Here is a 25,736-nt window from a genome sequence, read left to right as displayed (position 1 = left end):
CTTTTTTATATACGGGTAGTTTATTGTACCGCGTCAACCTTATGTGTGAGGGTTACTTCTACGGTTTCTTCTTCGTAGTTATTTGATGCCTTAGCGACAGTGACCTCAACGGTTGTGCCGGCTGGAAGATACTTCATAATGTTGTTGAGTGTGTTTACAGATGTAACTGTACGTCCGTTGAATGATGTGATTACGTCATCAACTTCGATACCTGCTTCTTCAGCACCTGAACCTGCAACTACCTGAGCTACGTATACACCAACTGGAACATCATACTGCTCAGACATTTCTGATGTAATATCCTTACCAGCGATACCAAGATAAGAAGCATCAAGCTCTGATACAACATCGTTATCAATCATCTGCTGGATAATATCCCATGCATAAGAGATAGGAATTGCATATCCCATACCTTCTACAGACTCATCTGCAAGCTTTGCAGATACAATACCGATTACCTCGCCTGTGGCGTTGAGTAATGCACCACCTGAGTTACCTGGGTTAACTGCTGCGTCTGTCTGGATAAGGCTGTTAGTAACTATATTTCCGTCATCGTCTGTGATTGAAACCTCACGGTCCTTAGCAGAAATAATACCAGTTGTAACAGATGTACCATAACCAAGTGCGTTACCGATTACGATAGCAGCCTCACCTACAACTGTTGAATCTGAATCGCCAAGTGTAGCAACCTTGATAACTGAAAGTGTATCTGAAGGGATATCTGCTACTGCAACTGCTACTACAGCAAGGTCACATGATGAATCAGTTCCTTTGATTGTTCCTTCAACAGCTTCGCCGTCGTTGAAAGTAATTGTAAGTGTTTCAGCACCTGAAACTACGTGGTTGTTTGTTGCAATGTAAATGTAGTCATCATCCTGTGAGATGATAATTCCGGAACCAGCTGATGTTGTCTCCTGCTGCATTGTTCCGAAGAATGTCTGGTATTCTGTAAGACCTACATTTGTAACCTGTACGATTGCTGGAAGAACATTTTCAGCAATTTCTGATACATCTGAAGTAACTGTTGTAGATACTTTGTTTGATGTAGTAGAAAGAGCTGTGCCACTTGCGCTATCAGATGTGTCTTCTGTCTCTGTAGATTCAATTGTTGTTTCTGCTGATGCAGACATTGGTAAGAATCTGTTTGAAACATATACTACTGACTGGAATGCTGTACCTGCAATCAAGCCAAATACTAAAGCGATTGCCGCTGCACGTCCAAGCTTTGCACCAAAGCCTGTGGTCTTCTTTGGCTTTTTGTTCTTATTGCCATTGTCGTAAGGTGACCATTGGTAATAAGACTCACCTTGGTTTATCTCGTCCTTCTTGTAGGAATATGAACCGTTGTTGTTTTCTGACCCATTGTTTGAGCCACCATTGTTGTATAAATCACTCATAAACTCGCCTCCATTTAAACTTTTAGTAAGAATAACCCAGTAATGTGATAGTCAGGTGACGGTTTATTCAACAGTAACTGACTTTGCAAGGTTTCTTGGATGATCCACATCAAAACCTTTACCCACTGAAACATAATATCCAAACAACTGAAGTGGAATAATAGCCAATGAGTTTGTAAAGTATCTGTTTGTCTGTGGAACATACATTACATAATCTGCCACTTCTTCAATGTCTTCATGTCCAACTGTTGTAACAGCAAGAATGAAAGCGCCACGTGTCTTGCATTCTACGATATTTGAAACAGTCTTTGCATAAACGTTTTCCTGAGTTGCAACTGCTCCTACTAATGTGCCCTCTTCAATAAGAGAGATTGTTCCGTGCTTTAATTCGCCAGCTGCATATGCTTCTGAATGAATATATGAAATCTCCTTAAGCTTAAGAGAACCTTCCATAGCAATTGCATAATCAATTCCACGACCAATAAAGAATACATCCTTTGCAGCAACAAATCTGTTAGCAAATTTCTGGATACGTTCCTTATTTCCAAGGAGCATTTCTATCTGCTCTGGAAGCTTCTTTAAATCTGTGATAAGAGACTTCATTTCATCTGCTGAAAGAAGACCTCTAACATCAGCAAACTTCATAGCAAGTAAGTATAACGCTATAAGCTGTGCTGAGTATGCCTTTGTTGTAGCAACTGAAATTTCAGGACCAGCCCATGTGTACATAACCTTTTCAGCCTCACGAGCAATTGAAGAACCTACTACGTTTACGATAGCAAGTGTCATGTTGCCCATTGCACGAGCCATACGAACTGCTTCCTTTGTATCTGCTGTCTCACCAGACTGGCTGATAGCAATAACAAGCTCGTTCTCCTGAAGGATAGGGTTTCTGTATCTGAACTCTGAAGCTATATCAACCTCAACAGGGATACGTGCCATTTCCTCGAAAACATATTTAGCTGTAACACCTGTGTGATATGCACTACCGCAGGCAACGATACGAATACGTGAAATAGATTTGATTTCATCATCGCTCATGCCAAGCTCTTCGATATCAACAGTGTCATTTTTAATTCTAGGATTAAGTGTATCGCGAACTGTCTTTGGCTCTTCGTGAATCTCCTTAATCATGAAGTGGTCATAACCGCCCTTTTCTGCTGCGTCAACATCCCAATCGATTGTCTTAGCTTCCTTTTCGATTGGCTGTCCATCAACATCGAAGAATTCAATTGTATCCTCTGTAAGACGTGCGATTTCCTCGTTCTCGATAAAGTAAACATTTCTAGTGTATTTAAGAACAGCTGGTACATCAGATGCAATTAAGTTGCCATCTTTTCCAAGACCAACAATAAGTGGGCTGTCCTTTCTTACTGAATAAATCTGATCTGGATAATCAGCAAAAATAATACCAAGAGCATAAGCACCCTCAACACGGTGCATAACCTTTGTTACGCATGTAAGAGGATCATTGCCCTGCTTATAATAGTAATCAAGTAAGTGAGCAACAACCTCTGTATCTGTCTCAGACTTGAAGTTGTATCCACGCTTGATAAGCTTTTCCTTAAGCTTTGCATAGTTCTCAATAATACCATTGTGAACTACTGCGATTGTTTCTTCCTCATTAAGATGTGGATGAGCGTTTGCCTCGCTTGGTTCACCATGAGTAGCCCAACGTGTGTGACCAATACCGATTGTACCCTGCATTGTCTCACCATCGTGAGTTTTCTCGCTAAGAAGACGAAGACGTCCCTTTGCCTTTTCATATTCGATTTTGGTGCCATCATAAACAGCCATACCAGCTGAGTCATAACCTCTGTACTCAAGCTTGCTAAGTCCATCCAAAAGGATTGGTGCTGCCTGTGACTTACCAACATATCCTACTATTCCACACATATATTTATTCCTTTCATAATACGCTTTATTAATAACATACAAGCCCTTTGATTTTACTACTATTTGCTCTAAAAGTAAAACAGGGACCAGCCATAAGGCCAGTCCCTGTGAATGAACTTTATCGATATATTAATCCGTCGTTTGTGTGATTGTCGCACTATCTTCCGTGAATCCTGTTTCATTAACAATGTGGTCGCTAATAACATCAACCATATCGTCAGTAGGATCGTAATCAGTCTGGTCATACAAGAACTCATGTAACTGCGAAACATTTGATGAAAGTGTACATGGTACCAATACTGAACCAGTAGTCTTGCTAATTGTAGTAGAGTTGAGTGCAAATGGGAATCCTGTTGAATCAGAAATCTCATAATCACCAACTGATGCTGCCATTGAAAGCACCTGTGAAAGTGACAAGCTTGTTGAAATGCTAGGGAAAACATCATTTGCAATATCATTTAATGTTGCCACATTAGCTTTCTTTGCTTTTTCAATAATCTGCTTGATAACAGCACGCTGATTCTCAGCACGACCGTAATCGTTATCTACTGCGTATCTGTTACGGCAGTAACCAACAACCTGTGCACCATTAAGTGTGTATGTTCCTGGGCTGTCGAAGTAGCAGTCTGAATACTTCCATCCATCCTCTTCGTTTGGATAGTAATTAAGTACGTTTTCAACCTCAGCAATGTAACCTGCAAGAGCATTCTGATGTGTCTCTGGGTTGTCTGTGTCAATCATCTTCTGAGTGATTTCAAGCTCCAAACCACCTAAGTCATCGACGATAGTAGCAAGTGCGTAGAAGTCAACTGATACGTAACCAGAAATCTTAAGGTCGAGGTTAGTATTAAGCATGCTGATAGCAGTCTCAACACCACCATGGTTGTATGCGTAGTTACATTTTCTGTATGTACCCTCTGTAATCTGGAGATATGTATCACGCTGTACAGAAACCATCTTAACTTCTTTTGTATCGTTATTGATAGAAACAAGAATGATTGTATCTGAGTTACCACTATCAAGGTTACCATTAGAACGGTTATCAACACCGAACAATGCAAGTGTGGTGTAGTTACTTAACAACTCTTCTGTCTCTGTATCAAGGTTGTTAACTTCGATTTCATCCATGTTGATGTTGTCCCAGTTAACCTTGCCGAATTTGTTCCAGAAGAAGAAGATAAGTAAAAGAAGTAACAATACTACGATTTCAACAACAATAATTGTTCTTCTTGTCTTCTTTTTCTTGCCGTTTCTTCCTGAACCCTTGCGTCCACTAGGAACATTTCTTCCTCTAGATGAAGATGTGTTTCTAGTTGGTCTGCTGCTTGAGTGAGAAGAAGAAGGCTTCTTTTTTCTTTTAGCAGAAGATGAATGAGCAGCAGCTGCTGAAGTTCTGTGCGAGCTTGCTGAGCTACGTGGTCTGCTTCCACTTGCACTGTGGCTACCACTAGGTCTGCGAGCGCTCATTGATTCACTCTGTAAGTCATAATCATATAAATCGATTTCATCGTCCAATGAAAGATCTGGAGAAATATCAGCATCTCTACCGTATGATCTAGATACTAGTCTTCCTGTTGCTGGTCTACCAGATGCTCTATTGGCAGAAGTTCTGTTTGTAGGTCTTGCGCTTCTAGTTGAACCCGAACTTCTTCTTAAATCGTAATCTTCAAAATTACTCATCGGATAATTACTCCCATCTTAAATTAAATTTAACTATGCTAGTCTACTCTATGGCTTAATTAATTGTCAAGAAATCTGAATTATTTCTGTCACATTCTATAAAAAACGAGGTAAAAATTTATCATTTTTACTCTTGTGTTCCCGGCAATATATAATTTTCCATACCTATAGGTAAGTTCTTATTGTAAAATGTGTCACCATTCTTAATGATTTCACCATGTTTTTCCATCAATATTTCATGAGAATCGGTGGATGTTATTGTCACCCTGTTCTTTTTTCTAGCAATAACTTTTGGAATGACTATTGTTCTAAATCCTCTGGCTTTTGCCCTGAGACAGAAATCAAACATTGCATCCTGACCAGAAAGTCTGGTATCGAAACCGTGAAGCATTCGATACACCTTTGCATCAATCATGCAACAGCCAGCATCAACCATTGATACGTCTCTTGGCATGCTAGCCAAATTCTCGTAGGTATCTCTGAAAATACGCTGGCCATGAAATGCTGGATACCATGCCCCATCTGTATCAAATACATATCCCACATTGTCGTAGGTGAAGCCTCTATCTATAAAGCGAGCACCTACCACTGCCACATCAGGCTGATTCAGATATGCATACATTTTCTTAGCATTATTTCTTGTATAAAGCTTTACATCTTCCTCTTTAAAGAACATGTAATCTTTGGAGAAACGCCTAAAAGATGTTTCATCGTAATCCAAATGCCATTTCTTTAAAGATGCATCGATACGTCCCTCTGCAATAACTCCTGTTTGGTGAAGGTATGAAATAGCAAGTGCCATATGCTCTTTGCAATAAAAATTAGCTTCGGCTCTTTGCTCCTTAGTAAGAAGCTTGTCTGAAGTACGTTTGTGATACAAAAGGGATGGAATATGCTCTATAGATTCTTTTTTGAATGCTGCCCGAAGAAGATATTCATAGATATAGGCAGTCTGAGCCTTTTCATTGAATTCTCCCAATCGGTTATAAACATTTCTTGCTATAGCGACAAACTCACCGATATAGTTTGTCTGCAATAAAAGTTCTTTGTTGAAATCACATTTAAAATGAGGATTCATCCTATCCTGTCCAACGATTTCATCGTTATCCGTATATACGATACTATCATTGTCCAGCTGTGAAATCTTTTCATTTAAAAATGATAAAGTCTTAAGACTTAATCGATCATGCTGTCCTAAATAAACTAGATAATCCCCTTCTGCAAAATGGGCGCCTATGTTATAAGCATAGGCACCTCCAGATTTCTTTTTCAGTCGACGATAATGAACCTTATCTACAATGTCAGGGAAGAATTCCTTAATGGTAACTTCGATGGCATTAGAAGGATTATTATCTAGTATATAAAGTTCAAAATTACGGTACTCCTGCTCATCAATAGACTCTAGACAATCTTTGAAATAATCCATATCTGTATCTATAGTCCAGATGACCAAAGAAAAATATGTATCCGCCACTATTTCGAGCCCTTTCCGCCAAAAACAACAGCTATAGTCTTAAATATTATCTTGATATCTAATCCAAGAGACCAATTAGATATATATTCTGTATCAAGAGCAACTACCTGCTCAAAATCCTTTATGTCGCTACGTCCGCTAACCTGCCACATTCCTGTAAGGCCTGGCTTGATAGACAATCTAGCCTTGTGATGAAGAGCATAGTTTTCGTATTCCTCTTCAAGTGGTGGTCTTGTTCCAACAAGAGACATCTCTCCTATAAGAACGTTCCAGAACTGAGGTAACTCATCGATAGAATACTTTCTAAGGAAATGTCCGATTGGTGTGACACGTGGGTCATTTTCCATCTTGAACATATTTCCCTTCATCTCGTTCTGAGACATAAGCTCTTTTTTGCGCTCTTCAGCATCAATGTACATAGTTCTGAATTTGTAAAATTTAAATCTACGACCATTTTTTCCGATTCGTGTCTGAGTAAAAAAAACTGGTCCTGGAGACTGAAGCTTTATAACTGGTGCAAAAATAACAAAAGCAATAAATGCTAAAACCAATCCTACGATTGCACCGCAGATATCCATCAATCTCTTTAAGAATGCCTGTCTATTGTTGGCAATGTGCATACTAGTTGTAAGTACAACATAGTCGCCATATGTCTCCATAATACGGTTTGGCATAAGATTGTTTGTGTGAATCAAGGACATGTGAACGGTAAGTCCCTGCTCAACCAAACGTCCTGCCAAGCTTTCCTCGCTAGCTCTAGTGTTTCCATCGAGGAAAATTTCATCTACTACATTTGTCCTGAGATATTCAAAAAGGCTATCCGCATTTGCAACTACTGGGATTCCCTGAATCTCCTGACCTGTCATATCTTTATCAACAACCACAACACCCTCAACCTTAAACTCTGTGTATGGGCTGTGAGCAATTTCTGAAAGACAATGATCCACTGTGGTGGACTCTGCAACAACCACCATTGATGTTTTGTTGACATCTAACAGCTTTCTTCTGCGAATGATTCTCTTCCAGAAAACTCTGACAATGTATGTAACAACAATCATCGCTACACCGAAAGCGCCTAAAGCAAATCGTGAGTAGTAGTATGATGTCTGGTTGGCATACATGTAAAGTAATACGCCAAGGAAGTTTATCAAGCTGTGCCATACAGTGGAAGTAATTTCTTGATATTTTGTTCTTCTTAATATTCCTGTGTAAGTCTCGGTAAAAAGTACACCTGTCAAATCTATGAATGGCAATATTTTCGCCAAACTCTGATAGAGGTTATACCATTCAAAACGGTCCAAAAAGATTACGCTGTGGAACTTGATATAAACACCAATAAAAAGTGCCAGCTCCGCAGCAATCATATCAAGGATTATAAAATCCAAATGTTTTACCCAGGAACGCTTCTTTTTTTTGTACAAGTCTTTCTCCTTTAACCTAGGCAGCTAAGCCACCTTTAGTTAGAGTATAACTCCATTTTTCTTAAGCAATTCTTTTGCGCTGTCTACTGAATCTACACCGTGAAGATTTTTGATTGGTGCAAATTCGTGTACTCTGTCTACCTCGAATGCAAGATTTGAATCCATCATATGAACCATATCAAGAACTAAAAGTTCGAACTTGTAGCCGTTTGGTTCTTCTGGTGAAACGTGATTTCCATCAGCATCAATATGTGGAATCTTTTTCTCAACAACGTGTACAAGCATGTTGTTGTTAACGATTTCATCAAGCTTCTCAAGTGAGAATAAGTAGTTGAGGATAACACCGTATTTGTAAAGAAGACTACCATCCTCAGCTCTTGCTTCTGCCATCTCATCTGACATTTCGTAGTACTCAACGATTGATGGCTTGCCATCCTCAAGGCAAAGAAGACCCATTTTTTCCTGTGGATCAACCTTACGAACAACCTTTGAGCCTGCTTCGTATCCGCCTGCAATTGTAGCTCCAACAAATACTGGATCTGCAATTCGCTGACATACATTATCTACTGCAAAGATGTTAATCCACTTAACACCCTTTGCCTTCATTTCTTTATCAAGGCCTGCCTTTACCATTGATGCATACCAACCACCATTTCCGTTTGGTGATGTAGCAAGACGGCCCTTCTCCTCAAGAAGAAGCTTGCCATTGTAATCAACAGCACAAGCCATATCCTGAATGAAGTACTTAACGTACTCAGGATTGTATCCAAAATAATCATGCTCAGCGAAGAAGTCACGTGTAGCCTGATCATTCTTTTCACTTGTCATAATATAAAGAGGGACAAAACAACCTGCCTGATTAACAACATCCATAAGATTGTTGATAAGGCACTGGAAAATGTAGAGCTCTTTTGTTTCGCCAACATTGAAGCATCCCTTTGGTAAATCAAATCCAAGACGAGTGCCCATTCCACCTGCAAGAAGAACTGCTGCTACTTCGCCTTTTTTGATTGCCTCTAATCCGATTGCTTCGAACTCATCGTGCTTCTTTGCAATTTCAGAAATACTTACTGCTGGAGGAACGCTAAACTCTCCTCTTGCTGCAGCTTCGTTTGAGCCGATAAGCTTGAAGTCTGGCCAATTAATATTTTCAATCTGATTAAGAAACTCTGTCTTGTTTTCCTCAGGAAGCTGGTCGAAGAAATTCATTACGTGTTCCTGATTATTCTCCCTCAGTATCTCGAGTGCTTTTTCCTTATTTAACATTATAAGTTATTCTCCTTTTTATATCCATCTTTATTATTCACCCCATCGTAATCCATCTTTCTTGTATGGTACTCAATATCTTCTAGAATCTTGCGGTTCTTAGCAAGAAGATCACCAATGAGCGCAATCATTAAGGAAATGAATCCCATGATTAAAAGAGTACAGCCAAGTATAAGTGACTGAACATGTCCCGCTGAATTACCCATTGAAACATATACCAAATATCTGATGATAACCCCTAATCCAACAATAAATGGTATTATAGCCAAAAGACTAAATGTCTTCAAAGGCTGATACATTAAATAAGCCCTAAGAATTGTAACCATGGACTTTTTAACATAGCCCATCATGCTGTTGAACAGTCTTGATGGTCTAAGCTCGCCGTTGGTACGGATTGGTACACTGGTCTGAGCGATTTTATTGCGCCCCGCTTGCACAATAGTCTCAAGTGTATATGTATAATCGTTTGTAACGTTGAGCCTCATGGCTGCATCCCTTGAATATGCTCTAAATCCACTCGGAGCATCAGGGATATCTGTGTTGCTGGCCTTTTGAACCACCCAGCTTCCGAAGTGCTGTAACTTCTTTTTCAGTGGTGAGAAATGCTCTGTCTCATCGATTGGTCTTGCACCAATAACAATGTCTGAGCGTCCCTCTAAAATTGGTCTAACTAAAAGTTCTATATCGTCTGCAACATATTGATTGTCTGCATCCGTATTTACGATAATGTCTGCTCCATGGCGAAGGCAAGCATCAATACCCGCCATAAATCCATAAGCAAGACCTTTGTTACGACGGAGATTAACGATGTGATGTACACCCCAACGTTTTGCAACCTCAACAGTGTTGTCTGCACTTCCGTCATTTATAATTAAATATTCAATTTCATCGATTCCATCAATATGCTTAGGCAAATCATTTAAGGCTATCTCAAGTGTCTCTGCCTCGTTGTAGCATGGAATCTGAATGATTAATTTCATAGCTACTCCTTACTTCTAAATGAATAGTCGAATTTGGTGAGAGATAGATTTGGGTTGTAGTATGGATCTCCCTTATCAAGCACTGACTGCCACTTTGACATAAAGTACTCTGTCTCTGATTCCATACGAGCCTTTTTACCATCATCCTCAAGGTCCAGTCCTCGGCTCACCGACTCTAAATGATACCACTCTGAAAATGGAGTGTAAACGCACAGTAAATTCTTGGCACGAAGTTTCAAGCAAAAATCTACGTCGTTGAAGGCAACTGCAAGGCTTTCATCAAATCCGCCTACTGATTCAAAATCTGACTTGCTAGTTAGCATGCATGCTCCTGTAAGAGCTGATAAATCCTGAACGCAAGTGCTTCTGTAAAAATATCCAACCTGCTCCCTGCCACTTCCTAAGAACTGTGAGTTGGCAACTCCGCCAAGGCCAAGTACAAGTCCAGCATGCTGTACAGTGTTGTTTCCAAAATAGAGTCTTGCACCAACAGCACCTACATCACTTCTGCGAACGAATCCCATCATCTCTGAAATGCTGTCTGCATTAATCATGCGAGTGTCGTTGTTGAGCATCAGGATGTACTCACCATCAGCGTGAGCAACTCCATAATTCATAAGAGCAGAATAATTGAATACTCCCATGGTGTCTGGATGTTCTTTTGTAAAATCAACAACCTTCGCTTTAATATCTGTTCTATTTTCAAGCTGTGTGTAGTAGTTTCTGATTGATTCTTCTGTAGAATTATTCTCTACAATTACAAACTCCACATTTGGATAATCGTTTTTCTCCACAATGCTATCAATGCAAGCCTTTAAATCTTCTACGTGATTCATGTTTGGAATCACAATTGAAAGAAGTGGTGAATCTGGCCACTGATAGATTGTACGGTAATATCCAAGGTGTGTATCAAGCTCTACGCGAGCTGGTATTCCAAGGCGCTTGTAGTGATTTTCCACTGCTCGACGACCATTTTCATAGGCATACATTTTTGCCTCTGGATGATCTGCAGTTGAATCTGGATGACATCTCCAGTGATAAAGCACCCTAGGAATGTGATATATATTGGTGCATTTTTCCAAAACCCTAAGGTCGAAATCGTGGTCCTGTGCACCGTCAAACTCAGAGAGAATTCCGCCGCTCTCTTTTACGATGTCTGCTCTAACTACAAAAAGATGTGTGATGTAGTTGTGAGAGCAAAGCAAATCAATATTGAAATCTGACTTGAAGTGAGGAAGGAAGTATTCTTTGCCCTCCATGTCGATTTTATCTTCGTCAGAATAAATAGCTTCGATTGTATTGTCTTCATTTAAAGCTTTTGCAATATAGTACATTGCATCTGGAGTGATAAGATCATCGTGGTCCGTAAATCCGATATAGTCTCCAGTAGCAAGCTCCATTGCTGCGTTTGTATTGCCTGCAATACCTGTATTATCACTTAGTTTTTTATAGATGATTCTTTCATCCCAAGTGCCATCGGTAGCCTTGAGAATGATATCCTTTAACCCCTCTTCTGGACTGCCATCCCCAAGGCAAAGCTGCCAGTGTGGATATGTCTGAGCTGTGAAGGACTGAATTAATTCTATAAGGAATTCTTCCTTTGTGTTATATAACGGAATTACGATACTGATAACTGGATTGTATTTAAAAACAGTATGCTTTTGCTTGTCTAATTCTTCTTTTGTGATTGGATTTTCTTTCAGGAACTGTCTGTAGCTGTAGTGCTCCTGGTCGTGTTTCATTAGCTTTCTGACTGTCTTTGCTACAGTCTTTTTAAAGCCATAATGTTGCAGATAAAGTAATCCTTTTTCTATTTTGTTAGTAGGTTGCTTATATTCTTTTATTTCACTCATAATCGAAAAAATCTTTTATTGCTTCAGCTAACGCTGTAGAATCTCCCATTTTTACAAAAATATGGTTGCTGTCCGCAGTAAACAGCTCGTGATTGGCTGGGCCATCTCCAAGTATCATTGGCCTGCCCATAGCCTGATATATATAGGCCTTTCCAGGAATTGTCCTTTTTGCTTTATCGATGGTTCCTGAAAAATGGCCTGCCAGACATAAATCTGCCTGAGCGATATGCTCGGCCAACTCCTGCTGACTGAGCCAGTTTATATAAGATATATTATTCTGGATTGGTTTGTCCATAGCCGCTGGAACTGGACCAATTATTTCAAATGAAATATCTGTATCATCCTTGAAGTGCTTCAAGGCATCTAAAATCACATCCACTCCCTGAAGGTTTAAAATAGATCCAAAATACAGGACCTTTTTCTGTGAATCCGATGGCTTTTTATCCCTTGGATAATAGATGCTTGCATCAGCCTGTAGGTATAAAACCCTAAGCTTCTCCTGACAAGCACCAAGCTCATCTGCAAAAAACTCACCATGCGCCTTTGTATCGCAGACTATGTAATCGGTCTTTTTAAGTGTACTTTCATCAAGGCGATGGCAGAACTTCGAAAGGAAGCCGCCATCCTTGAACTTCTTTCTATCAAGCACCATGGTGTCATATACAGAAATAAAGAAGTCGATGATGACAGTCTTTGTTTTAAACTTCCAAGAGAAAAAAGGCATAATAAGCTGAGGAGCAAATCCCACAAATACAATATCAATGTCTTTCATGGATTGCTTGAGCAAGCTAGCAAACACAAATGCAAGGCGCTTTGGATAGCTAGAGGATTTGCTTCCGATTATCTCCACCTGAGATGCCAAATGCGATAGATAATTAATCTCTTGGGAAACTCTGATGTAATCTAAATTTTTAGTTGTTATATAAAGAACCTTCTTCCCTTTGATGAGGGAATCCAGTTGACTAAATTGTTCCATATTATAATCCCTGACAACACAGTTTGTATAAGTATACCACACTTGCACATTCCTTGCATTGCCTAGGGTATTGTTTTAGAATAGTTTATATTTAATTACATGTGAAAGGCGCGCTTTTATGGCAACCATTTCAGTTTTATTGTCCACCTACAATGGGCAAAAATATATTACCGAACAAATACAAAGCATACTGAAACAGACTTTTTCAGACTTTGTTTTATATATTCGAGATGACGGTTCTAGTGATGACACTTTAAACATCATTCATAATTTAGCTTCTACAGATTCACGAATTGTTGTCATCAACGATGTTTCAGAAGATACAAATAAAAACTTAGGCTTTGGAGAAAGCTTTAGCACCATCGCCAAATATGCTCTTACAAATAGTGACGCTTCTTATTTTGCTTTTTGCGATCAGGATGATTATTGGGAAGAAGATAAATTAGAAGTAGCTTTGTCTTATTTTGAAAAGGCAAACTCAGATACACCTACTCTTTTTGCTTCTAATTACTATATTTGTGATGACACCTTAAATGTGACGGGGACTTTCAACGAAACTAATCCTATGACAGGAGTCACCTTTGAGAATCTTTTCTTTGAAGGAGTCTTTCCTGGTTTCACAATGATGATAAACAGAAAGCTTGCTGAGCTTTCATTTGATAACAATTACTCCAAAGATATTTATTATCATGATAAGTGGGTCACTTTAATTGCCCTTGGATTAAACGGACAAATCATTTACAGTGAAAAGCCTTTAGCCAAATATAGACGCCATAGCGACGCAGTATCATCCACAAATCTAGGCATCATCAAAAAGATTAAATGGAGAGTGGATAAGGTTTTAAATGGTGATTTCTGTCCTCGAACAAGGCAGATGTTAAAATGCTTTTCAGAAATGTTTTATGGCGATGTGGATTCTTCAATAAAACATTTTTTGGATACTTTCAATTCAAGTAAGATTTTCAAAAAGACATTTTACCCAAAGCATCTTCGCAGAAGTTTTTCAGGAGAAGTTATGCTTCGACTAATTCTACTACTTGGAAAACTATAATACCTTTAGGACTATATTTTAATGAAAGAAAAAAACGTAAAAAAGAATTATATATATAATGTAGCATATCAGTTACTAGTTATTATCACACCTCTTCTGACTGCCCCTTACATTTCCAGAGTGCTGGGCGTAGATGGCATCGGTGTTTTTTCTTACGTAACCGCCATTGCTGCATTTTTCATTATTTTTGCCACCCTTGGTACATCTACTTATGGTCAGCGTGAGATTTCATATGTGCAGGCTGATGCCCACAGACGCTCGGTGGTATTTTGGAACACAGTAATTTTCAGATGTACCTCTACTGCAATATTCCTATTAATCTACGGCATCTTTGTTTTTGCCCTAAGACCAGAATGGATGATTATTTACATCATTCAGTTCATCGAAATAATCAATGTTGCCTGTGATACATCATGGTTCTTCCAAGGCTTGGAGGAATTCGGCAAAATCGTTGGACGTAATGCCATTTTCAGATTAATAAACCTGGCAATGGTTTTTACTCTTATCAAAGATGAAAACGACCTGGCCCTCTATACTGCAGCCACTGCCATCATCACCATGGCCGGACACGTTTCACTTTGGGCGTACCTTCCAAAATATCTTACAAGGATTTCAAAATCCGAGCTTACACCATTTGCTGATACTCACGTGATTCTAGGATTGTTTTTGCCAACTATTGCTGTTCAAATATATCAGTATCTAGACAAGATTATGATTCGCCTCATCAACGGTGGCAGTACTGAAAACGGATACTATGAACAGGCTATGCGAATCACAAAAATGGTGCTGGTACTTGTCACATCAATGTCCACAGTTATGGTTCCTCGCATTGGCAGATACTTTGAAGAAGGCAACAAGGATGCCATTAGAAATGCCATGTACAAGGCCTACAGATTTGCATGGTTTTTAGGCCTGCCTCTTATGTTTGGATTATTTGGAATTGCGGACAATTTCATTCCTTGGTTCTACGGCCCAGGCTATGAAAAAGTAATCGTGCTTTTAAAGATTGTTTCAGCTATCACAGTGGCCATCTCAATCAACAATGTAACAGGCATCCAATATTTAGTTCCCACAAAAAGGGAAAACTTATACACAAAGACAGTGCTTTACGGAGCAGTTATCAACTTCTGCTTCAACCTGATGTTAATACCAAAGCTTAGCTCTTATGGAGCTGCAATCGCTTCTGTCATCGCCGAAGCATCAATCGCTATCATCCAGCTATTCGTCATTAGAAAAGAGCTGGAAATCAAGCACATCATAGCGCCAATACCAAAGTATTTATTCTCTGCAGCTATGATGTTACTATTACTTATAGTAGAAAGTCGTCTCCTGCCAAACACAATCATCGCAACATTTATCATGATTGTCAGCGGAGCCGCAGTATATTTTATTCTTTTGCTTATACTTGCTGATTCATTCTTCATTGAGAATGCTAAGTCAGTTATTAATAAGATTTCAAGTAAATTGAGTGGAGTTAAAAAATAATGAAATTAGTAGCTTACATTTTAATTGCAGTGTTTTTTATATTAGCTATTGCTGCCTTTTATTTTGCAATCAACGTAAAAGGCAGAAAGGCATTTATAGCTTTTATATACCTGTTTTGTTTAGTATTCACTGCAAGTGCAGGCGTCTTTTACGCCAACTATGTGCCTGACACATCACCAGATGAATCAGCTCACATTGCATATGTTTATTACCTGGAAAGCACAGGTGAGATAATTCCTCATTTCGAAGACATGCACATCTTTAGCAGTGTTGTTATGAAGTGGTCGGAAACTCCAAACTATGCTTACATGGAAGATCTTGTTAACTATCTATGCCACCCACCTCTTTATTATCACATCATGCGTCTTGCTGGTGGCTTTTCTCCTACAGAATCAGATGTAGTTATTACCATCCAAAAAATGCAGCTTAGATACTTCAGCTTAGGCATCAGCATCATTGGACTTTTGTTATTTTTCTACATCGGCTACTCCAGATTATCAAAGGATATGCCATGGCTTCATCTTGTCTACGCAATGACAGTATCATCAATACCAATGCTTTCCTACGAGCTTTGTGCTGTAACAAATGATGCACTTACACTTACAACTGCAGCACTTTGCATCCTTGGATTGATAAGATTCAGCGAAGGCAAACGCAACATACTAACTTATGTTTTAGTAGCACTTGGCATCACAGCATCACTTTTGACAAAGCTCACAGCTGCCATCCTTTGCATTGTAATGGCGCTTATCGTACTTATCGCAACTATGATAAAAGAAAAAAGCCTCGCACCACTTATCTGCAAGGCCTTCTTCATATCATTACCTATATACGCCATAGCTTTCGCATACTACGGAATCATTTACTCTCGCTATGGAACTTTACATCCTTCACTGGAGCTTATCTCCTCAAAGGAATACTTCGAAAATACGATATACTACGTTGCCGAATCAGAGCGTCGCACCTACGACTTCGCCCAATACATTTCCTACTACATGGAGCGATTCTTCCTATCATGGTCCGGCATTGAATCTGTATACCGTTTCACAAAAACCTACATATACAGCCTCACAGCCATACCATACGAAATCCTCTGGGTAATCCCAGCACTTGTATTCACACCTGCTGTAAAGAAATGTGCTGGCAAGCTCAGCCTACCAGTTATCGCAGGATGGATTTCACTAATAGTAACATTCCTCTACCAGTTTAAAAGCGCCTACGGCTCATTCCAAAGCCGCGGCTACCTTGGAGGCTTCGCATCACGCTACTACATGCCATTCATGCCAATCTTCGCACTGGCCGTAGCCCTACTATTCCTTGGCATGCACGCAGACAACGGATTTGAACCAAGCACCGGCGTCACCACAATTTCCGGCGACTTCCCAACCTACCGACGCCGCCTCCTGTACAACACGCTAATCTACATCCTGGCCCTTGCCTTTGCCTTCCTCATGTACTACGGAAGCCTACCATTCTTCCTGCTGCACTACGCAGCCTAGTCTGCTTTTTCGAAGTGCTGGTAGTCTTTGGAGGAGGTCCAGGCGCCGCCCCATGTGAAGCCGTGGGCTGTGAAGAGCTGGTAGGCCAGGTCCGTTTCGTCGATTTTATATGGGAAGTCGGCGCTGCGATCTACGTATGGTGCTCCGTTGGCTGGTTCGATGCTGAGGGCGCCGTCCACGGTTTTGACGTATGGGTTGTACAAAGGGTTGATGTCGATAGCTAGGCCTGCACCATGGTTTGAGACCTTGGTGGTGTGGCTGATGAATCTGAAGTTGAAGCATGAGGAGTTGTTGTCAGCCATTGAGGCTTCATCCTCTGCGTTGTATTCGTCTACTAGCTTTATTTTTTCGATTGGATATTCCGCCTCATATAAAGCTTCGAAGATTTCAAGGAGGTCTTCTGCTATAGATTTGTTGCAGATGATTTCGCCCTCGTGAGTCTGTCCATCAAAGCCTACGTGAAGCACGTGAAGGTATCGTAAATCCGATACTGGAATTGTGCAGTCATCCTTGTAGGATTTTCCTTTGATTCGCGCAAAGATCTCGCTATCCTCTGTGAATTCTATTCCATAAAAGTTCTCTGTGTCTTTTACATTTGTGGTAGTCATTTTTGTTTCTCCCTGATTAGTAACCTCATCATCTTCTTCGTCTGTTTCATCCGTTGAAGCAACATCATCTTCTATTATTTCGTCTTCTGATAGTATTGTTTCAACACTTTCCGTTTCTTTTGCCTGTTCTTGGGAGACTGTTTCATTTTGCTTACAACTCACCATACAAACCATTGCCCCGCAAAGTAACAAACCAACAACTGCAATCACAATCTTTTTTGCCATATCAGCCTCTTTAATATAAAACTTTTGCTTACTCTTCCATCCACAAATGTATCTGAACTCCACCAGGAATATCCGATATCGTTCCGGTTATGTCAGCAGTCTCCAAAAAACCTAAATCGGCGCTATCCGTAAGAATAGTTGGATGAGTAACAATATTTCCATTTTCATCAAATGAGCCATTGTTCTCTACAAAGATTTTACATGCATTACCCTTGAAATCTTTTCCTTCAAGAATATATCTAGCTGATAAAACTCTGGGACTACCTTTCATTTCCCTTTGGGTGTCCACACCGCCTGGAAGAATAATTCCGTTGAAGTATTCTCCGGTAGCATCTCCATCAAAGTGAATCATCAGTGCTTCTCCACTTTGCCCTTTCACTTCATCAAACTTTGTAAGTTTTACGTTAACTGTTAATATTTCTTTCTTCATAACAAGAGTCCCTTTTACTCTTTATTTCTCGTCAACAACCTGGAACACTAAGAACTTGAGGTAGTAGCTTTCGTCAGCGGCCCAGAGGATTGGATGGTCTGGAGCCTGTGTGCGGAATTCTACCTGGCGTAGGCGCTTGTGAGCAGCCTGTGCAGCCTGGCCAATTACCTTTACGAAGAGTTCCTGAGTCATGAAATGAGAGCAAGAACATGTAGCAAGGTAGCCACCGTCCTTAACAAGCTTAAGGCCTTTCATGTTGATTTCACGGTAGCCCTTCATTGCATTCTTTGTAGCCTCGCGTGACTTTGTGAAGGCAGGTGGGTCGAGGATTACAACGTCGTACTTTTCTCCAGCTTCTGCAAGCTTTGGAAGCTCATCTAAAACATTAGCCTGACGGAATTTAACAGTTGAATCCAAGCCGTTGAGCTTTGCGTTTGCTGTAGCCTGAGATACTGCGAACTCTGAAATATCAAGACCTGTTACATCTGCTGCTCCTGCGATTCCAGCATTAAGAGCAAATGTACCCATGTGTGTAAAGCAGTCTAATACTTTCTTGCCCTTGCAAAGGCGCTGAATAGCTAGACGATTATATTTCTGATCAAGGAAGAAACCTGTCTTCTGGCCATTTACTACATCTACCATGTAGTGAACACCATTCTCGACGATTTCCACATTTGTATCGAACTCATCTCCGATGAATCCCTTATATGGCGCTAAGCCCTCTTTCTTGCGGACTGCTGCATCGCTACGCTCATAAACGCCGCGCACGCTAAATCCGTCTGCAGCCATAGCTTCTTTAAGGTAATCTACAATCTGCAGCTTAAACTTATCTATGCCAAGTGCAAGTGATTCCACAACAAGCACATCATCGTACTTATCGATAACAAGCCCTGGAAGGAAATCTGCCTCTCCGAAGATTACTCTACAGCAGTTCAAATCCTTTTCCAGTAATACGTTTTTACGATAATTCCAGGCATTCTGCACTCTCATTTTGATGAATTCATCATCAATTATCTGGTCCTTTTTACGTGTCATCATGCGAACACGAATCTTGGAATTAGTGTTGATGAAACCACGGCCCATCATGTATCCATCGAAATCATGGACAACAACTATATCTCCATTCTCAAATGAACCCATAACTGAGTCTATCTCATTATCAAATATCCAGGCACCGCCAGCCTTAATTGTACGGCCCTCGCCTTTTTTTAATGTAACAATTGCTTCGTTCATAATAACCTTTCTTTAATCACTAAATATTTATATATTTTATCATCATCAGAGTGCTTTATCAAAAATAAAAGGAGGCTGATTAATCAGCCTCCCTATATCCTATAATTCAATTAATTCATATTCAAGACTTCCTACGCCAAGCTTTGCAGCTGTAGCAGGTGTGTGCTCGCCATTTCTGGATGTAACTCGCTCAAGGAAGTGGTCACGTCCAACATCCTTTGAAGCGTATACCAAATCCAGACAAGCTCTATCGATTGCAACAGGATCCAAGCTTGCAAGGATACCGATATCCTTAAGGCATGGGTCCTCAGCTACTGCACAACAATCACAGTCTACAGACATATTTGCCATAACATTGATAAATGCAATGTTCTTGCCAAAGTGGTCTACTACTGCTGATGCAGCCTCTGCCATACTTTCAAGGAAAGCATTCTGCTCTGGCAAGTCGTTCCAAACAATATCCTGCTCACTGGCTTTATTGTATTTGCCAGCTGAGTGGATTTGTACCTTGCCTGCACATGATGCACAACCAATTGAAAGCTGCTTTAATGCTCCGCCGTAGCCTCCCATTGGATGTCCTTTAAAATGAGAAAGTACAAGCATAGAATCGTAGTTAAGGAAGTTCTTTCCCATTATATCAGTCTTAAGATGGGTACCGTTTTTGATTGGAATTTCGATATCTGGTCCTTCAGCATCCATCAAATCAACATCAAAAAACTCATTCCAGCCATGTCTCTTTAATAATTTGATATGCTTATCTGTGTAGTTTCTTTCACCTTCGTAGGCTGTGTTGCACTCTACAATGGTGCCGTTCACATGCTCTACCATTGGCTTCCAGAATTCAGGCTTTAGATAATTCTGATTACCTTCCTCACCAGAATGTACCTTTACGGCAACCTTACCTGGTAATGTAATCCCAAGCTTATCGTACATTTTTACTACAGCCTCAGCTGTAACATCCTTAATAAAATAAACTTTTGATGCCATAGATACCCCCCTATAATTCATTTTATATTTTTTTTAGTTTATTATTTATTCAAAAATCAATTTCAAAAATTCGTATGACATGTTGTAGATGGTAGTCTTTGCATATGACAGCTTTACCTGATCCATAGCCTCCATCTGCTTGTCCGTAGGGTAAACATAAGGATAGATGCCATACATGTAAGGGAAGAATGCATATCTAATCTGCTCGCATTTTTTCTTATCAATCCCCTCTAAATTCTTTGCCAGGCACTCTTCGAAAATATCTACAGATTCCTTGAAAGCACTTTTGAACTCTGCCAATAATTCCAGTCTGCTGTTATCCTCAATCTCGTAGAGGTTCATTGCAGATATCTTTAGAAGTGTTTTTCTATCCTCCATTGTCTTTGCAATGGCCTTAGCCAAATTATCTGCATCAAGCTTCTTGCCGCCATCAATAATTTTCCTCAAGGCTTCGTTCCACTTTAAATATTCTCTAGTAAGAATGCCCAGGAATATTTCCTCTTTTGTTTGGAAATAATTATAGATAGATGGACGAGAAAAGCTGGTTTCTGTGCTGATATCCTTTATTGTGATACTATGAAAGCCTTTTGTTTCATAAAGCTTTTCGCAAGCATCCATTATTTCTTCTCTACGTTTATCAATAGTTTCTTTTAATTCAACTGCCATTTGGCCACCACTACTTTCTTATAAATGACTGATCCTGCTCAGGAAGCGCATCTGAAGTAAAACGCTCCACTGTCATGTGCAAATCATATTTCTCTCTAAGCTCTGCAATTTTTGCCATCATAGGCGATGCATGATGTACATCAATTGCTTCCTGGTTCTCCCAGCAATCTATCAATAATACTGTTTCAGGGTCATCAAAGGAAGTGTAATATTCATAGCGAAGATTACCTGCTTCTTCCCTGATTTTTTGAACAGTACCACTGCTTATCATTTCCTCAGCAAATTTCTTCGCTGCTCCGTTTTCACCTTTATATCTAAGATTTACTGCTATACTCATACTAAATCCTCCAATCCGATGACACCATGTCAATTATCTATACTATACCATCTTGCTGACACAATGTCAATTCCAACAACCAAAAGCCTTGCATTTTCCTGACATCCTTTAAATTAATAATCTTTTTAGACTTTTTAATTAGTAAAAATCAGTGGATAGATTTATACTAATAAAAAGATTATTTATAGGAGGAATAATAATGTACTACGGATATGGATACGGTTATGGCATAGATCCAACACTTATTCTTGTATTGATAGGTGCTGCTATCAGTGCGCTTGCATCTATGAATGTTCAGGGCACATTTAGCAAGTACAATAGAATTAGAAATTATCGAGGACTTACATCTAATCAAGTGGCAGAACATATACTTCACTCCGCTGGTATCTATGATGTAAAAATAGAACGGATAAGAGGAAATCTGACTGATCATTATTCACCAAATGAAAAGGTACTTCGTCTTTCTGATGCCACCTATGGACAGACAAGTGTCGCTGCAATCGGTGTAGCCGCTCACGAATGCGGTCATGCCATTCAACATAAAGAGTCATACGCACCACTTAAACTTCGCGCTCTTTCTGTACCTCTAGCGAATATTGGTTCAAAAGTTTCATGGCCAATTATTCTCATCGGTCTTTTACTAGGATACTCTACAATCGCAGAGCTTGGTGTTTACCTTTTTTCATTTGTAGTTATTTTTCAGTTGATTACTCTTCCAGTGGAATTTGATGCTAGTGCGCGTGCACTTAGAATTCTCGATGAGGATAGATTATTAGAAGAGGATGAGCATAGAGGTGCAAAAAAAGTGTTGAAGGCAGCAGCGCTTACCTATGTGGCAGCTTTATTTACTACTATCCTTCAACTACTTAGATTAGTTTTGATTGTAAGCAGGGTAAGTCGCAATGACGACTAAAACACCCTTTCCGGCATACTTTTTGATTGATATTGCATATCGCTAACTTTATAAACAGTAACGAATGCTTTTGGGTCTACCTTATCTATATAGGCCATGAGCTTTTGGAATTCGCCTTTATCAACAATAGTGATAATCTCATTGTGCTCTTCCATTCTGTAAGCTCCTGTCACCTTGTAAACGCTGGCACCACTGTGAAGCTCATTTAGAATGTAATCTCTAATTTGAGCTTCATATGGTGAAACTATACATACACGTCTTTTTAATTTCTGGTCAAATATAAAATGATCAAGCACCATTCCATTCAAATATGTTCCAAGTATACTTAAAACAACTGTCTTTGAATCATAAGCAAGTGCCGAAGACAATGCTATGCATAGTCCCGCAATAGACATAGCTTTTCCAATATCGATACGGAAATACTTATTTAAAATCTTTCCAATAATATCAAGTCCACCTGATGACGCATTTCTATTAAACAAAATCGCGCTACCGATACTAACTACAAAGATGTAGCAAACAACATCGAGAGTAGCATCATCTGTAAGAGATGTGTAGCCTGGAAGCAATTTTTCAAATACACCAATTACAACAGGAAGCAAAATTGATGTATAGACTGTCTTATAACCAAATTCTGGACCGCAAGTGATAAAGCCAATTATGAGCAATACCACATTCAAAACCATGGTGATTTGCGAAACTGAAAATGGTATGAAATTGGTTAACACTATGGCAAAGCCTGAAATACTACTAACTGCTGCATGGCTTGGCATAAGGAAAAAGAATACCGCCGCACCTATAATTATTATGGCAATTGTAAGAATGAAAAGTTCTTTGATTACGGATTTAACATTCATATTTTTTACCTACCCTATAAATATGATATGAGAGTCAAAAGTACCTTTTGCCTCTCATTGTGATAAAAACATCCTTTCGTTTCACTCTCAGGATGTTTTAAACAATATTCGGAATCACTTGATTTTTTAACAAAAATCAATCTTCCTCATATTGTTTGGAGTCCTAAGCCAAAATGAGATTTTAACAAGTTAAAACTCATTTTTGACTTTTGACTCTTTTATCATAATATTATTAATCCTTGTTTTAATTAACTAGGCGACTAATAGAGTACGGCTTGTATTCCCAAATGTCAATATATTATTTGTTCATTTTAGCGCAGTCTCCAACCTTATCGCCGGTAACAAAATACTCGTATGTTGGGAATTCAAATAATACTGGCTTGAATACGTGGTAATCAATCTTTCCTGCTTCATTAAGTACTGACTCGTCTGCATAAGTTGCAAGAATCTTTCCAATGAAATTATCAAAGTTTTCAAGCTCGTAGTTGTAGTCCATTTCGCACTCGATAGAAATCTTTGCTGCATCGATAAGAGGTGCACCATTTTCTCCTACTGTATATTCAAAGGCACCTGACTTATCTTCCTTATTACCACTGACAATACCCATTCTGTCAGCTTCCTTGAGCCATGACTCATCAACTACATTGATAGAGAACATCTTGTTTTCTCTTATGCCCTTGTTTGTGTAGTGAGCCTGAACCATAGAAACCATCAAATGACTGTGGGCAACTGTGCCTGCATGTGCTACTAATGTCCAATTTGGCTTTCCATCAACCATAGCTCCTACTACGATAACTGGTGCTGGATATAATGCTAACTGTGCTCCGATATTCTTCTTCATTTTCTTTACTCCTTTCTAATTGACACTGTGTCAATCGATGTGCTAACTATAACACCGTGTTGACACGGTGTCAATAGTCTTTTTATTATTACTTCAAATTTTTCTCAAAGAAGCTCTGTAACTTATCGAATGGAATATAATTGCTATCGCCACCATCGTAAAGATCTGCATGGCTTGCGTTTGGAATAATCATAAGTTCCTTATTTGATGTGTACTTGCTATCCTTTACCATATTTTCATAAGCGTCTTTTCCAAAATAAAGGGAATGAGCCTTTTCTCCATGGATAATTAGTACAGCGCTTCTGATTTCGTTTGTATACTTTAATATTGGCTGATTCATGAATGATTCACATCCAATCACATTCCAGCCACCATTAGAATTAAGGCTACGCTTATGGTATCCTCTGTCAGTCTTGTAGTAATCATAGTAATCCTTAACAAAGAATGGGGCATCCTCTGGAAGTGGATCAACAACTCCTCCGCCAAGCTTGTACTCTCCTGCCTTTAAATCTTCCAAACGCTGTGCGCACATAGCAGCTTTCTTCTGATATCTAGCTTCTTCATTATCCTCAGAATCGAAGTAGCCATTTGCATTAACTCTTGTCATGTCGTACATAGTAGCGGCTACAGTTGCTTTGATTCTGGTATCGAGAGCTGCTGTATTAAGTGCCATTCCGCCCCAACCACAGATACCTATGATGCCGATTCTATCAGGATCTACCTTTTCATTCAATGAAAGGAAATCTACTGCAGCCATGAAATCTTCTGTATTAATGTCAGGAGATGCCATGTATCTAACATTTCCACCAGACTCACCTGTGAATGATGGATCAAATGCAATTGTAAGAAATCCTCTTTCTGCCATAGTCTGAGCATACAAGCCTGAGCACTGCTCTTTTACTGCGCCAAATGGGCCAGATACTGCAATTGCAGGAAGCTTGCCCTCAGCATTCTTAGGTACATACATATCTGCCGCAAGAGTGATGCCATAGCGGTTTACGAATGTAACCTTCTCATGGTCAACCTTATCGCTCTTTGGAAAAGTTTTGTCCCACTCTGTTACTAAATTTAAACTCTCAACCTTAATCATTTTAAATACCTCCATTTGCTATTATAAATTGAATTTATTTCAAAATCGTGATACGATGATTGTATGTTAGTACCTAAAGTTAACTTTAGGTCAAGCTTTAATTTTAAAAAATTTCGGAGGAATATCTATGTACTCAATTGGACAAGTTTCAGAAATGTTTAATATACCTGTATCAACCCTTAGATACTATGACAAAGAAGGCTTCTTTCCAAACATGGAACGCCAATCTGGAATCAGGAAATTCTCAGATAGAGAAATCGGAGCTCTCCACATCATCGAATGCCTAAAAAGCTCCGGCTTAGAAATAAAAGAAATCAAGCAGTTTATGGATATGACCACCAAGGGTGCCGAAACCTACGCCGACAGAAAAGCTCTTTTTGAAGCCCGCCGTGACGCAGTGGAAGCCGAAATAGCCAACCTTCAAAAGACCCTAGACATGCTAAAATACAAATGCTGGTACTACGACCAAGCCATCGCAGACGGCAGCGAAGACCGCATCAACGCCATGCTCCCCGACAAGCTCCCACCAGAAATCCAAAAACTCTACGATAGCGGAAACGGACGCCACTAG

Annotated in this window: 23 protein-coding genes; 5 read left to right on the top strand and 18 right to left on the bottom strand. The window is 39.6% G+C overall.

Features of this window, described 5'->3' with window-relative positions:
* Positions 1 to 20: 20 nt before the first annotated feature.
* From BMY66_RS09175 to BMY66_RS09135, 9 genes are all read right to left on the bottom strand, one after another.
* Positions 21 to 1,397: a S1C family serine protease gene (locus BMY66_RS09175; protein WP_090394932.1), complete on the bottom strand. Its 1,377-nt coding sequence runs from the start codon at positions 1,395 to 1,397 to the stop codon at positions 21 to 23.
* A 63-nt stretch (positions 1,398 to 1,460) separates the two neighbouring features.
* Positions 1,461 to 3,293, bottom strand: coding sequence for a glutamine--fructose-6-phosphate transaminase (isomerizing) (glmS, locus tag BMY66_RS09170; RefSeq protein ID WP_090394931.1), 1,833 nt, complete (start codon positions 3,291 to 3,293; stop codon positions 1,461 to 1,463).
* A gap of 129 nt (positions 3,294 to 3,422) precedes the next feature.
* A complete protein-coding gene (locus tag BMY66_RS09165; RefSeq protein ID WP_090394930.1) occupies positions 3,423 to 4,973 on the bottom strand; it encodes an LCP family protein in 1,551 nt (516 codons plus the stop codon).
* 127 nt (positions 4,974 to 5,100) lie between these two features.
* Complete coding sequence (locus BMY66_RS09160) at positions 5,101 to 6,399, bottom strand: glycosyltransferase family 2 protein (RefSeq protein ID WP_143064526.1); 1,299 nt, start codon at positions 6,397 to 6,399, stop codon at positions 5,101 to 5,103.
* 47 nt (positions 6,400 to 6,446) lie between these two features.
* Positions 6,447 to 7,868 (bottom strand): sugar transferase, encoded by a 1,422-nt coding sequence (locus tag BMY66_RS09155; RefSeq protein WP_090394928.1) that lies wholly within the window; start codon positions 7,866 to 7,868, stop codon positions 6,447 to 6,449.
* A 39-nt stretch (positions 7,869 to 7,907) separates the two neighbouring features.
* Positions 7,908 to 9,134: a UTP--glucose-1-phosphate uridylyltransferase gene (locus BMY66_RS09150; protein WP_044935476.1), complete on the bottom strand. Its 1,227-nt coding sequence runs from the start codon at positions 9,132 to 9,134 to the stop codon at positions 7,908 to 7,910.
* A complete protein-coding gene (locus tag BMY66_RS09145) occupies positions 9,134 to 10,114 on the bottom strand; it encodes a glycosyltransferase family 2 protein (protein WP_033151807.1) in 981 nt (326 codons plus the stop codon). Before BMY66_RS09145 ends, BMY66_RS09150 begins: the two co-directional genes overlap by 1 nt.
* A 2-nt stretch (positions 10,115 to 10,116) precedes the next feature.
* Positions 10,117 to 11,967, bottom strand: coding sequence for a glycosyltransferase family 2 protein (locus tag BMY66_RS09140; RefSeq protein WP_090394927.1), 1,851 nt, complete (start codon positions 11,965 to 11,967; stop codon positions 10,117 to 10,119).
* Positions 11,960 to 12,943, bottom strand: a complete 984-nt coding sequence (locus tag BMY66_RS09135; protein WP_090394926.1) for a glycosyltransferase — start codon at positions 12,941 to 12,943, stop codon at positions 11,960 to 11,962. The genes BMY66_RS09140 and BMY66_RS09135 overlap by 8 nt, the downstream gene beginning before the upstream one ends.
* 118 nt (positions 12,944 to 13,061) lie before the next feature.
* Here BMY66_RS09135 and BMY66_RS09130 point away from each other — a divergent pair, with 118 nt between their 5' ends.
* From BMY66_RS09130 to BMY66_RS09120, 3 genes are read left to right on the top strand one after another with little or no spacing between them, the layout of a single operon-like run.
* The gene (locus tag BMY66_RS09130) at positions 13,062 to 13,994 is read left to right on the top strand and encodes a glycosyltransferase family 2 protein (protein WP_090394925.1); all 933 of its coding nucleotides are present in this window, start codon (positions 13,062 to 13,064) and stop codon (positions 13,992 to 13,994) included.
* Between the two features lie 21 nt (positions 13,995 to 14,015).
* Positions 14,016 to 15,479 carry a flippase gene (locus tag BMY66_RS09125; RefSeq protein WP_090394924.1) on the top strand — a complete coding sequence of 488 codons (1,464 nt, stop codon included), beginning with the start codon at positions 14,016 to 14,018 and terminating at the stop codon, positions 15,477 to 15,479.
* Positions 15,479 to 16,978 carry a hypothetical protein gene (locus BMY66_RS09120; RefSeq protein ID WP_090394923.1) on the top strand — a complete coding sequence of 500 codons (1,500 nt, stop codon included), beginning with the start codon at positions 15,479 to 15,481 and terminating at the stop codon, positions 16,976 to 16,978. The genes BMY66_RS09125 and BMY66_RS09120 overlap by 1 nt, the downstream gene beginning before the upstream one ends.
* On the opposite strand, the gene BMY66_RS09115 is transcribed toward BMY66_RS09120, so the two are convergent.
* The 6 genes from BMY66_RS09115 to BMY66_RS09090 form a co-directional block, all read right to left on the bottom strand.
* Positions 16,975 to 17,811 carry a M15 family metallopeptidase gene (locus tag BMY66_RS09115; RefSeq protein WP_242942698.1) on the bottom strand — a complete coding sequence of 279 codons (837 nt, stop codon included), beginning with the start codon at positions 17,809 to 17,811 and terminating at the stop codon, positions 16,975 to 16,977. The genes BMY66_RS09120 and BMY66_RS09115 overlap by 4 nt on opposite strands.
* A gap of 28 nt (positions 17,812 to 17,839) precedes the next feature.
* Entirely contained in the window at positions 17,840 to 18,241 is a 402-nt protein-coding gene (locus BMY66_RS09110) for a DUF3237 family protein (protein WP_090394922.1), read from the bottom strand.
* Between the two features lie 21 nt (positions 18,242 to 18,262).
* On the bottom strand, positions 18,263 to 19,474 hold the full coding sequence (locus tag BMY66_RS09105; RefSeq protein WP_177175637.1) for a class I SAM-dependent rRNA methyltransferase: 1,212 nt from the start codon (positions 19,472 to 19,474) through the stop codon (positions 18,263 to 18,265).
* Between the two features lie 99 nt (positions 19,475 to 19,573).
* The gene (locus BMY66_RS09100; protein WP_033151858.1) at positions 19,574 to 20,461 is read right to left on the bottom strand and encodes a DUF362 domain-containing protein; all 888 of its coding nucleotides are present in this window, start codon (positions 20,459 to 20,461) and stop codon (positions 19,574 to 19,576) included.
* A gap of 45 nt (positions 20,462 to 20,506) precedes the next feature.
* Positions 20,507 to 21,127: a TetR/AcrR family transcriptional regulator gene (locus BMY66_RS09095; protein WP_044935455.1), complete on the bottom strand. Its 621-nt coding sequence runs from the start codon at positions 21,125 to 21,127 to the stop codon at positions 20,507 to 20,509.
* Between the two features lie 10 nt (positions 21,128 to 21,137).
* The gene (locus BMY66_RS09090) at positions 21,138 to 21,464 is read right to left on the bottom strand and encodes a putative quinol monooxygenase (protein ID WP_090394920.1); all 327 of its coding nucleotides are present in this window, start codon (positions 21,462 to 21,464) and stop codon (positions 21,138 to 21,140) included.
* A gap of 199 nt (positions 21,465 to 21,663) precedes the next feature.
* On the opposite strand from BMY66_RS09090, the gene BMY66_RS09085 reads away from it, so the two are divergent.
* Positions 21,664 to 22,377 carry a zinc metallopeptidase gene (locus BMY66_RS09085; RefSeq protein ID WP_044935450.1) on the top strand — a complete coding sequence of 238 codons (714 nt, stop codon included), beginning with the start codon at positions 21,664 to 21,666 and terminating at the stop codon, positions 22,375 to 22,377.
* Here BMY66_RS09085 and BMY66_RS09080 read toward each other — a convergent pair.
* From BMY66_RS09080 to BMY66_RS09070, 3 genes are all read right to left on the bottom strand, one after another.
* The gene (locus BMY66_RS09080) at positions 22,374 to 23,234 is read right to left on the bottom strand and encodes a YitT family protein (RefSeq protein WP_090394919.1); all 861 of its coding nucleotides are present in this window, start codon (positions 23,232 to 23,234) and stop codon (positions 22,374 to 22,376) included. The two genes, BMY66_RS09085 and BMY66_RS09080, sit on opposite strands and share 4 nt — an antisense overlap.
* 298 nt (positions 23,235 to 23,532) lie before the next feature.
* The gene (locus BMY66_RS09075) at positions 23,533 to 24,075 is read right to left on the bottom strand and encodes a flavin reductase family protein (protein WP_090394918.1); all 543 of its coding nucleotides are present in this window, start codon (positions 24,073 to 24,075) and stop codon (positions 23,533 to 23,535) included.
* A gap of 88 nt (positions 24,076 to 24,163) precedes the next feature.
* On the bottom strand, positions 24,164 to 25,165 hold the full coding sequence (locus BMY66_RS09070) for an alpha/beta hydrolase (protein ID WP_090394917.1): 1,002 nt from the start codon (positions 25,163 to 25,165) through the stop codon (positions 24,164 to 24,166).
* A 127-nt stretch (positions 25,166 to 25,292) separates the two neighbouring features.
* On the opposite strand from BMY66_RS09070, the gene BMY66_RS09065 reads away from it, so the two are divergent.
* The gene (locus tag BMY66_RS09065) at positions 25,293 to 25,736 is read left to right on the top strand and encodes a MerR family transcriptional regulator (RefSeq protein ID WP_044935443.1); all 444 of its coding nucleotides are present in this window, start codon (positions 25,293 to 25,295) and stop codon (positions 25,734 to 25,736) included.

Source organism: Pseudobutyrivibrio sp. C4 (genome assembly GCF_900111635.1).
Taxonomy (GTDB): Bacteria; Bacillota; Clostridia; order Lachnospirales; family Lachnospiraceae; genus Pseudobutyrivibrio; species Pseudobutyrivibrio ruminis.
This window is presented reverse-complemented; position numbering and strand designations above follow the sequence as displayed.

Excerpts from the sequence above, each read along its gene's own strand:
- BMY66_RS09175 (WP_090394932.1), bottom strand. The coding sequence starts at position 1,397 with ATGAGTGATTTATACAACAATGGTGGCTCAAACAATGGGTCAGAAAAC.
- glmS (WP_090394931.1), bottom strand. The coding sequence starts at position 3,293 with ATGTGTGGAATAGTAGGATATGTTGGTAAGTCACAGGCAGCACCAATC.
- BMY66_RS09165 (WP_090394930.1), bottom strand. The coding sequence starts at position 4,973 with ATGAGTAATTTTGAAGATTACGATTTAAGAAGAAGTTCGGGTTCAACT.
- BMY66_RS09160 (WP_143064526.1), bottom strand. The coding sequence starts at position 6,399 with ATGGATTATTTCAAAGATTGTCTAGAGTCTATTGATGAGCAGGAGTAC.
- BMY66_RS09150 (WP_044935476.1), bottom strand. The coding sequence starts at position 9,134 with ATGTTAAATAAGGAAAAAGCACTCGAGATACTGAGGGAGAATAATCAG.
- BMY66_RS09145 (WP_033151807.1), bottom strand. The coding sequence starts at position 10,114 with ATGAAATTAATCATTCAGATTCCATGCTACAACGAGGCAGAGACACTT.
- BMY66_RS09140 (WP_090394927.1), bottom strand. The coding sequence starts at position 11,967 with ATGAGTGAAATAAAAGAATATAAGCAACCTACTAACAAAATAGAAAAA.
- BMY66_RS09135 (WP_090394926.1), bottom strand. The coding sequence starts at position 12,943 with ATGGAACAATTTAGTCAACTGGATTCCCTCATCAAAGGGAAGAAGGTT.
- BMY66_RS09130 (WP_090394925.1), top strand. The coding sequence starts at position 13,062 with ATGGCAACCATTTCAGTTTTATTGTCCACCTACAATGGGCAAAAATAT.
- BMY66_RS09125 (WP_090394924.1), top strand. The coding sequence starts at position 14,016 with ATGAAAGAAAAAAACGTAAAAAAGAATTATATATATAATGTAGCATAT.
- BMY66_RS09120 (WP_090394923.1), top strand. The coding sequence starts at position 15,479 with ATGAAATTAGTAGCTTACATTTTAATTGCAGTGTTTTTTATATTAGCT.
- BMY66_RS09115 (WP_242942698.1), bottom strand. The coding sequence starts at position 17,811 with ATGGCAAAAAAGATTGTGATTGCAGTTGTTGGTTTGTTACTTTGCGGG.
- BMY66_RS09110 (WP_090394922.1), bottom strand. The coding sequence starts at position 18,241 with ATGAAGAAAGAAATATTAACAGTTAACGTAAAACTTACAAAGTTTGAT.
- BMY66_RS09105 (WP_177175637.1), bottom strand. The coding sequence starts at position 19,474 with ATGAACGAAGCAATTGTTACATTAAAAAAAGGCGAGGGCCGTACAATT.
- BMY66_RS09100 (WP_033151858.1), bottom strand. The coding sequence starts at position 20,461 with ATGGCATCAAAAGTTTATTTTATTAAGGATGTTACAGCTGAGGCTGTA.
- BMY66_RS09095 (WP_044935455.1), bottom strand. The coding sequence starts at position 21,127 with ATGGCAGTTGAATTAAAAGAAACTATTGATAAACGTAGAGAAGAAATA.
- BMY66_RS09090 (WP_090394920.1), bottom strand. The coding sequence starts at position 21,464 with ATGAGTATAGCAGTAAATCTTAGATATAAAGGTGAAAACGGAGCAGCG.
- BMY66_RS09085 (WP_044935450.1), top strand. The coding sequence starts at position 21,664 with ATGTACTACGGATATGGATACGGTTATGGCATAGATCCAACACTTATT.
- BMY66_RS09080 (WP_090394919.1), bottom strand. The coding sequence starts at position 23,234 with ATGAATGTTAAATCCGTAATCAAAGAACTTTTCATTCTTACAATTGCC.
- BMY66_RS09075 (WP_090394918.1), bottom strand. The coding sequence starts at position 24,075 with ATGAAGAAGAATATCGGAGCACAGTTAGCATTATATCCAGCACCAGTT.
- BMY66_RS09070 (WP_090394917.1), bottom strand. The coding sequence starts at position 25,165 with ATGATTAAGGTTGAGAGTTTAAATTTAGTAACAGAGTGGGACAAAACT.
- BMY66_RS09065 (WP_044935443.1), top strand. The coding sequence starts at position 25,293 with ATGTACTCAATTGGACAAGTTTCAGAAATGTTTAATATACCTGTATCA.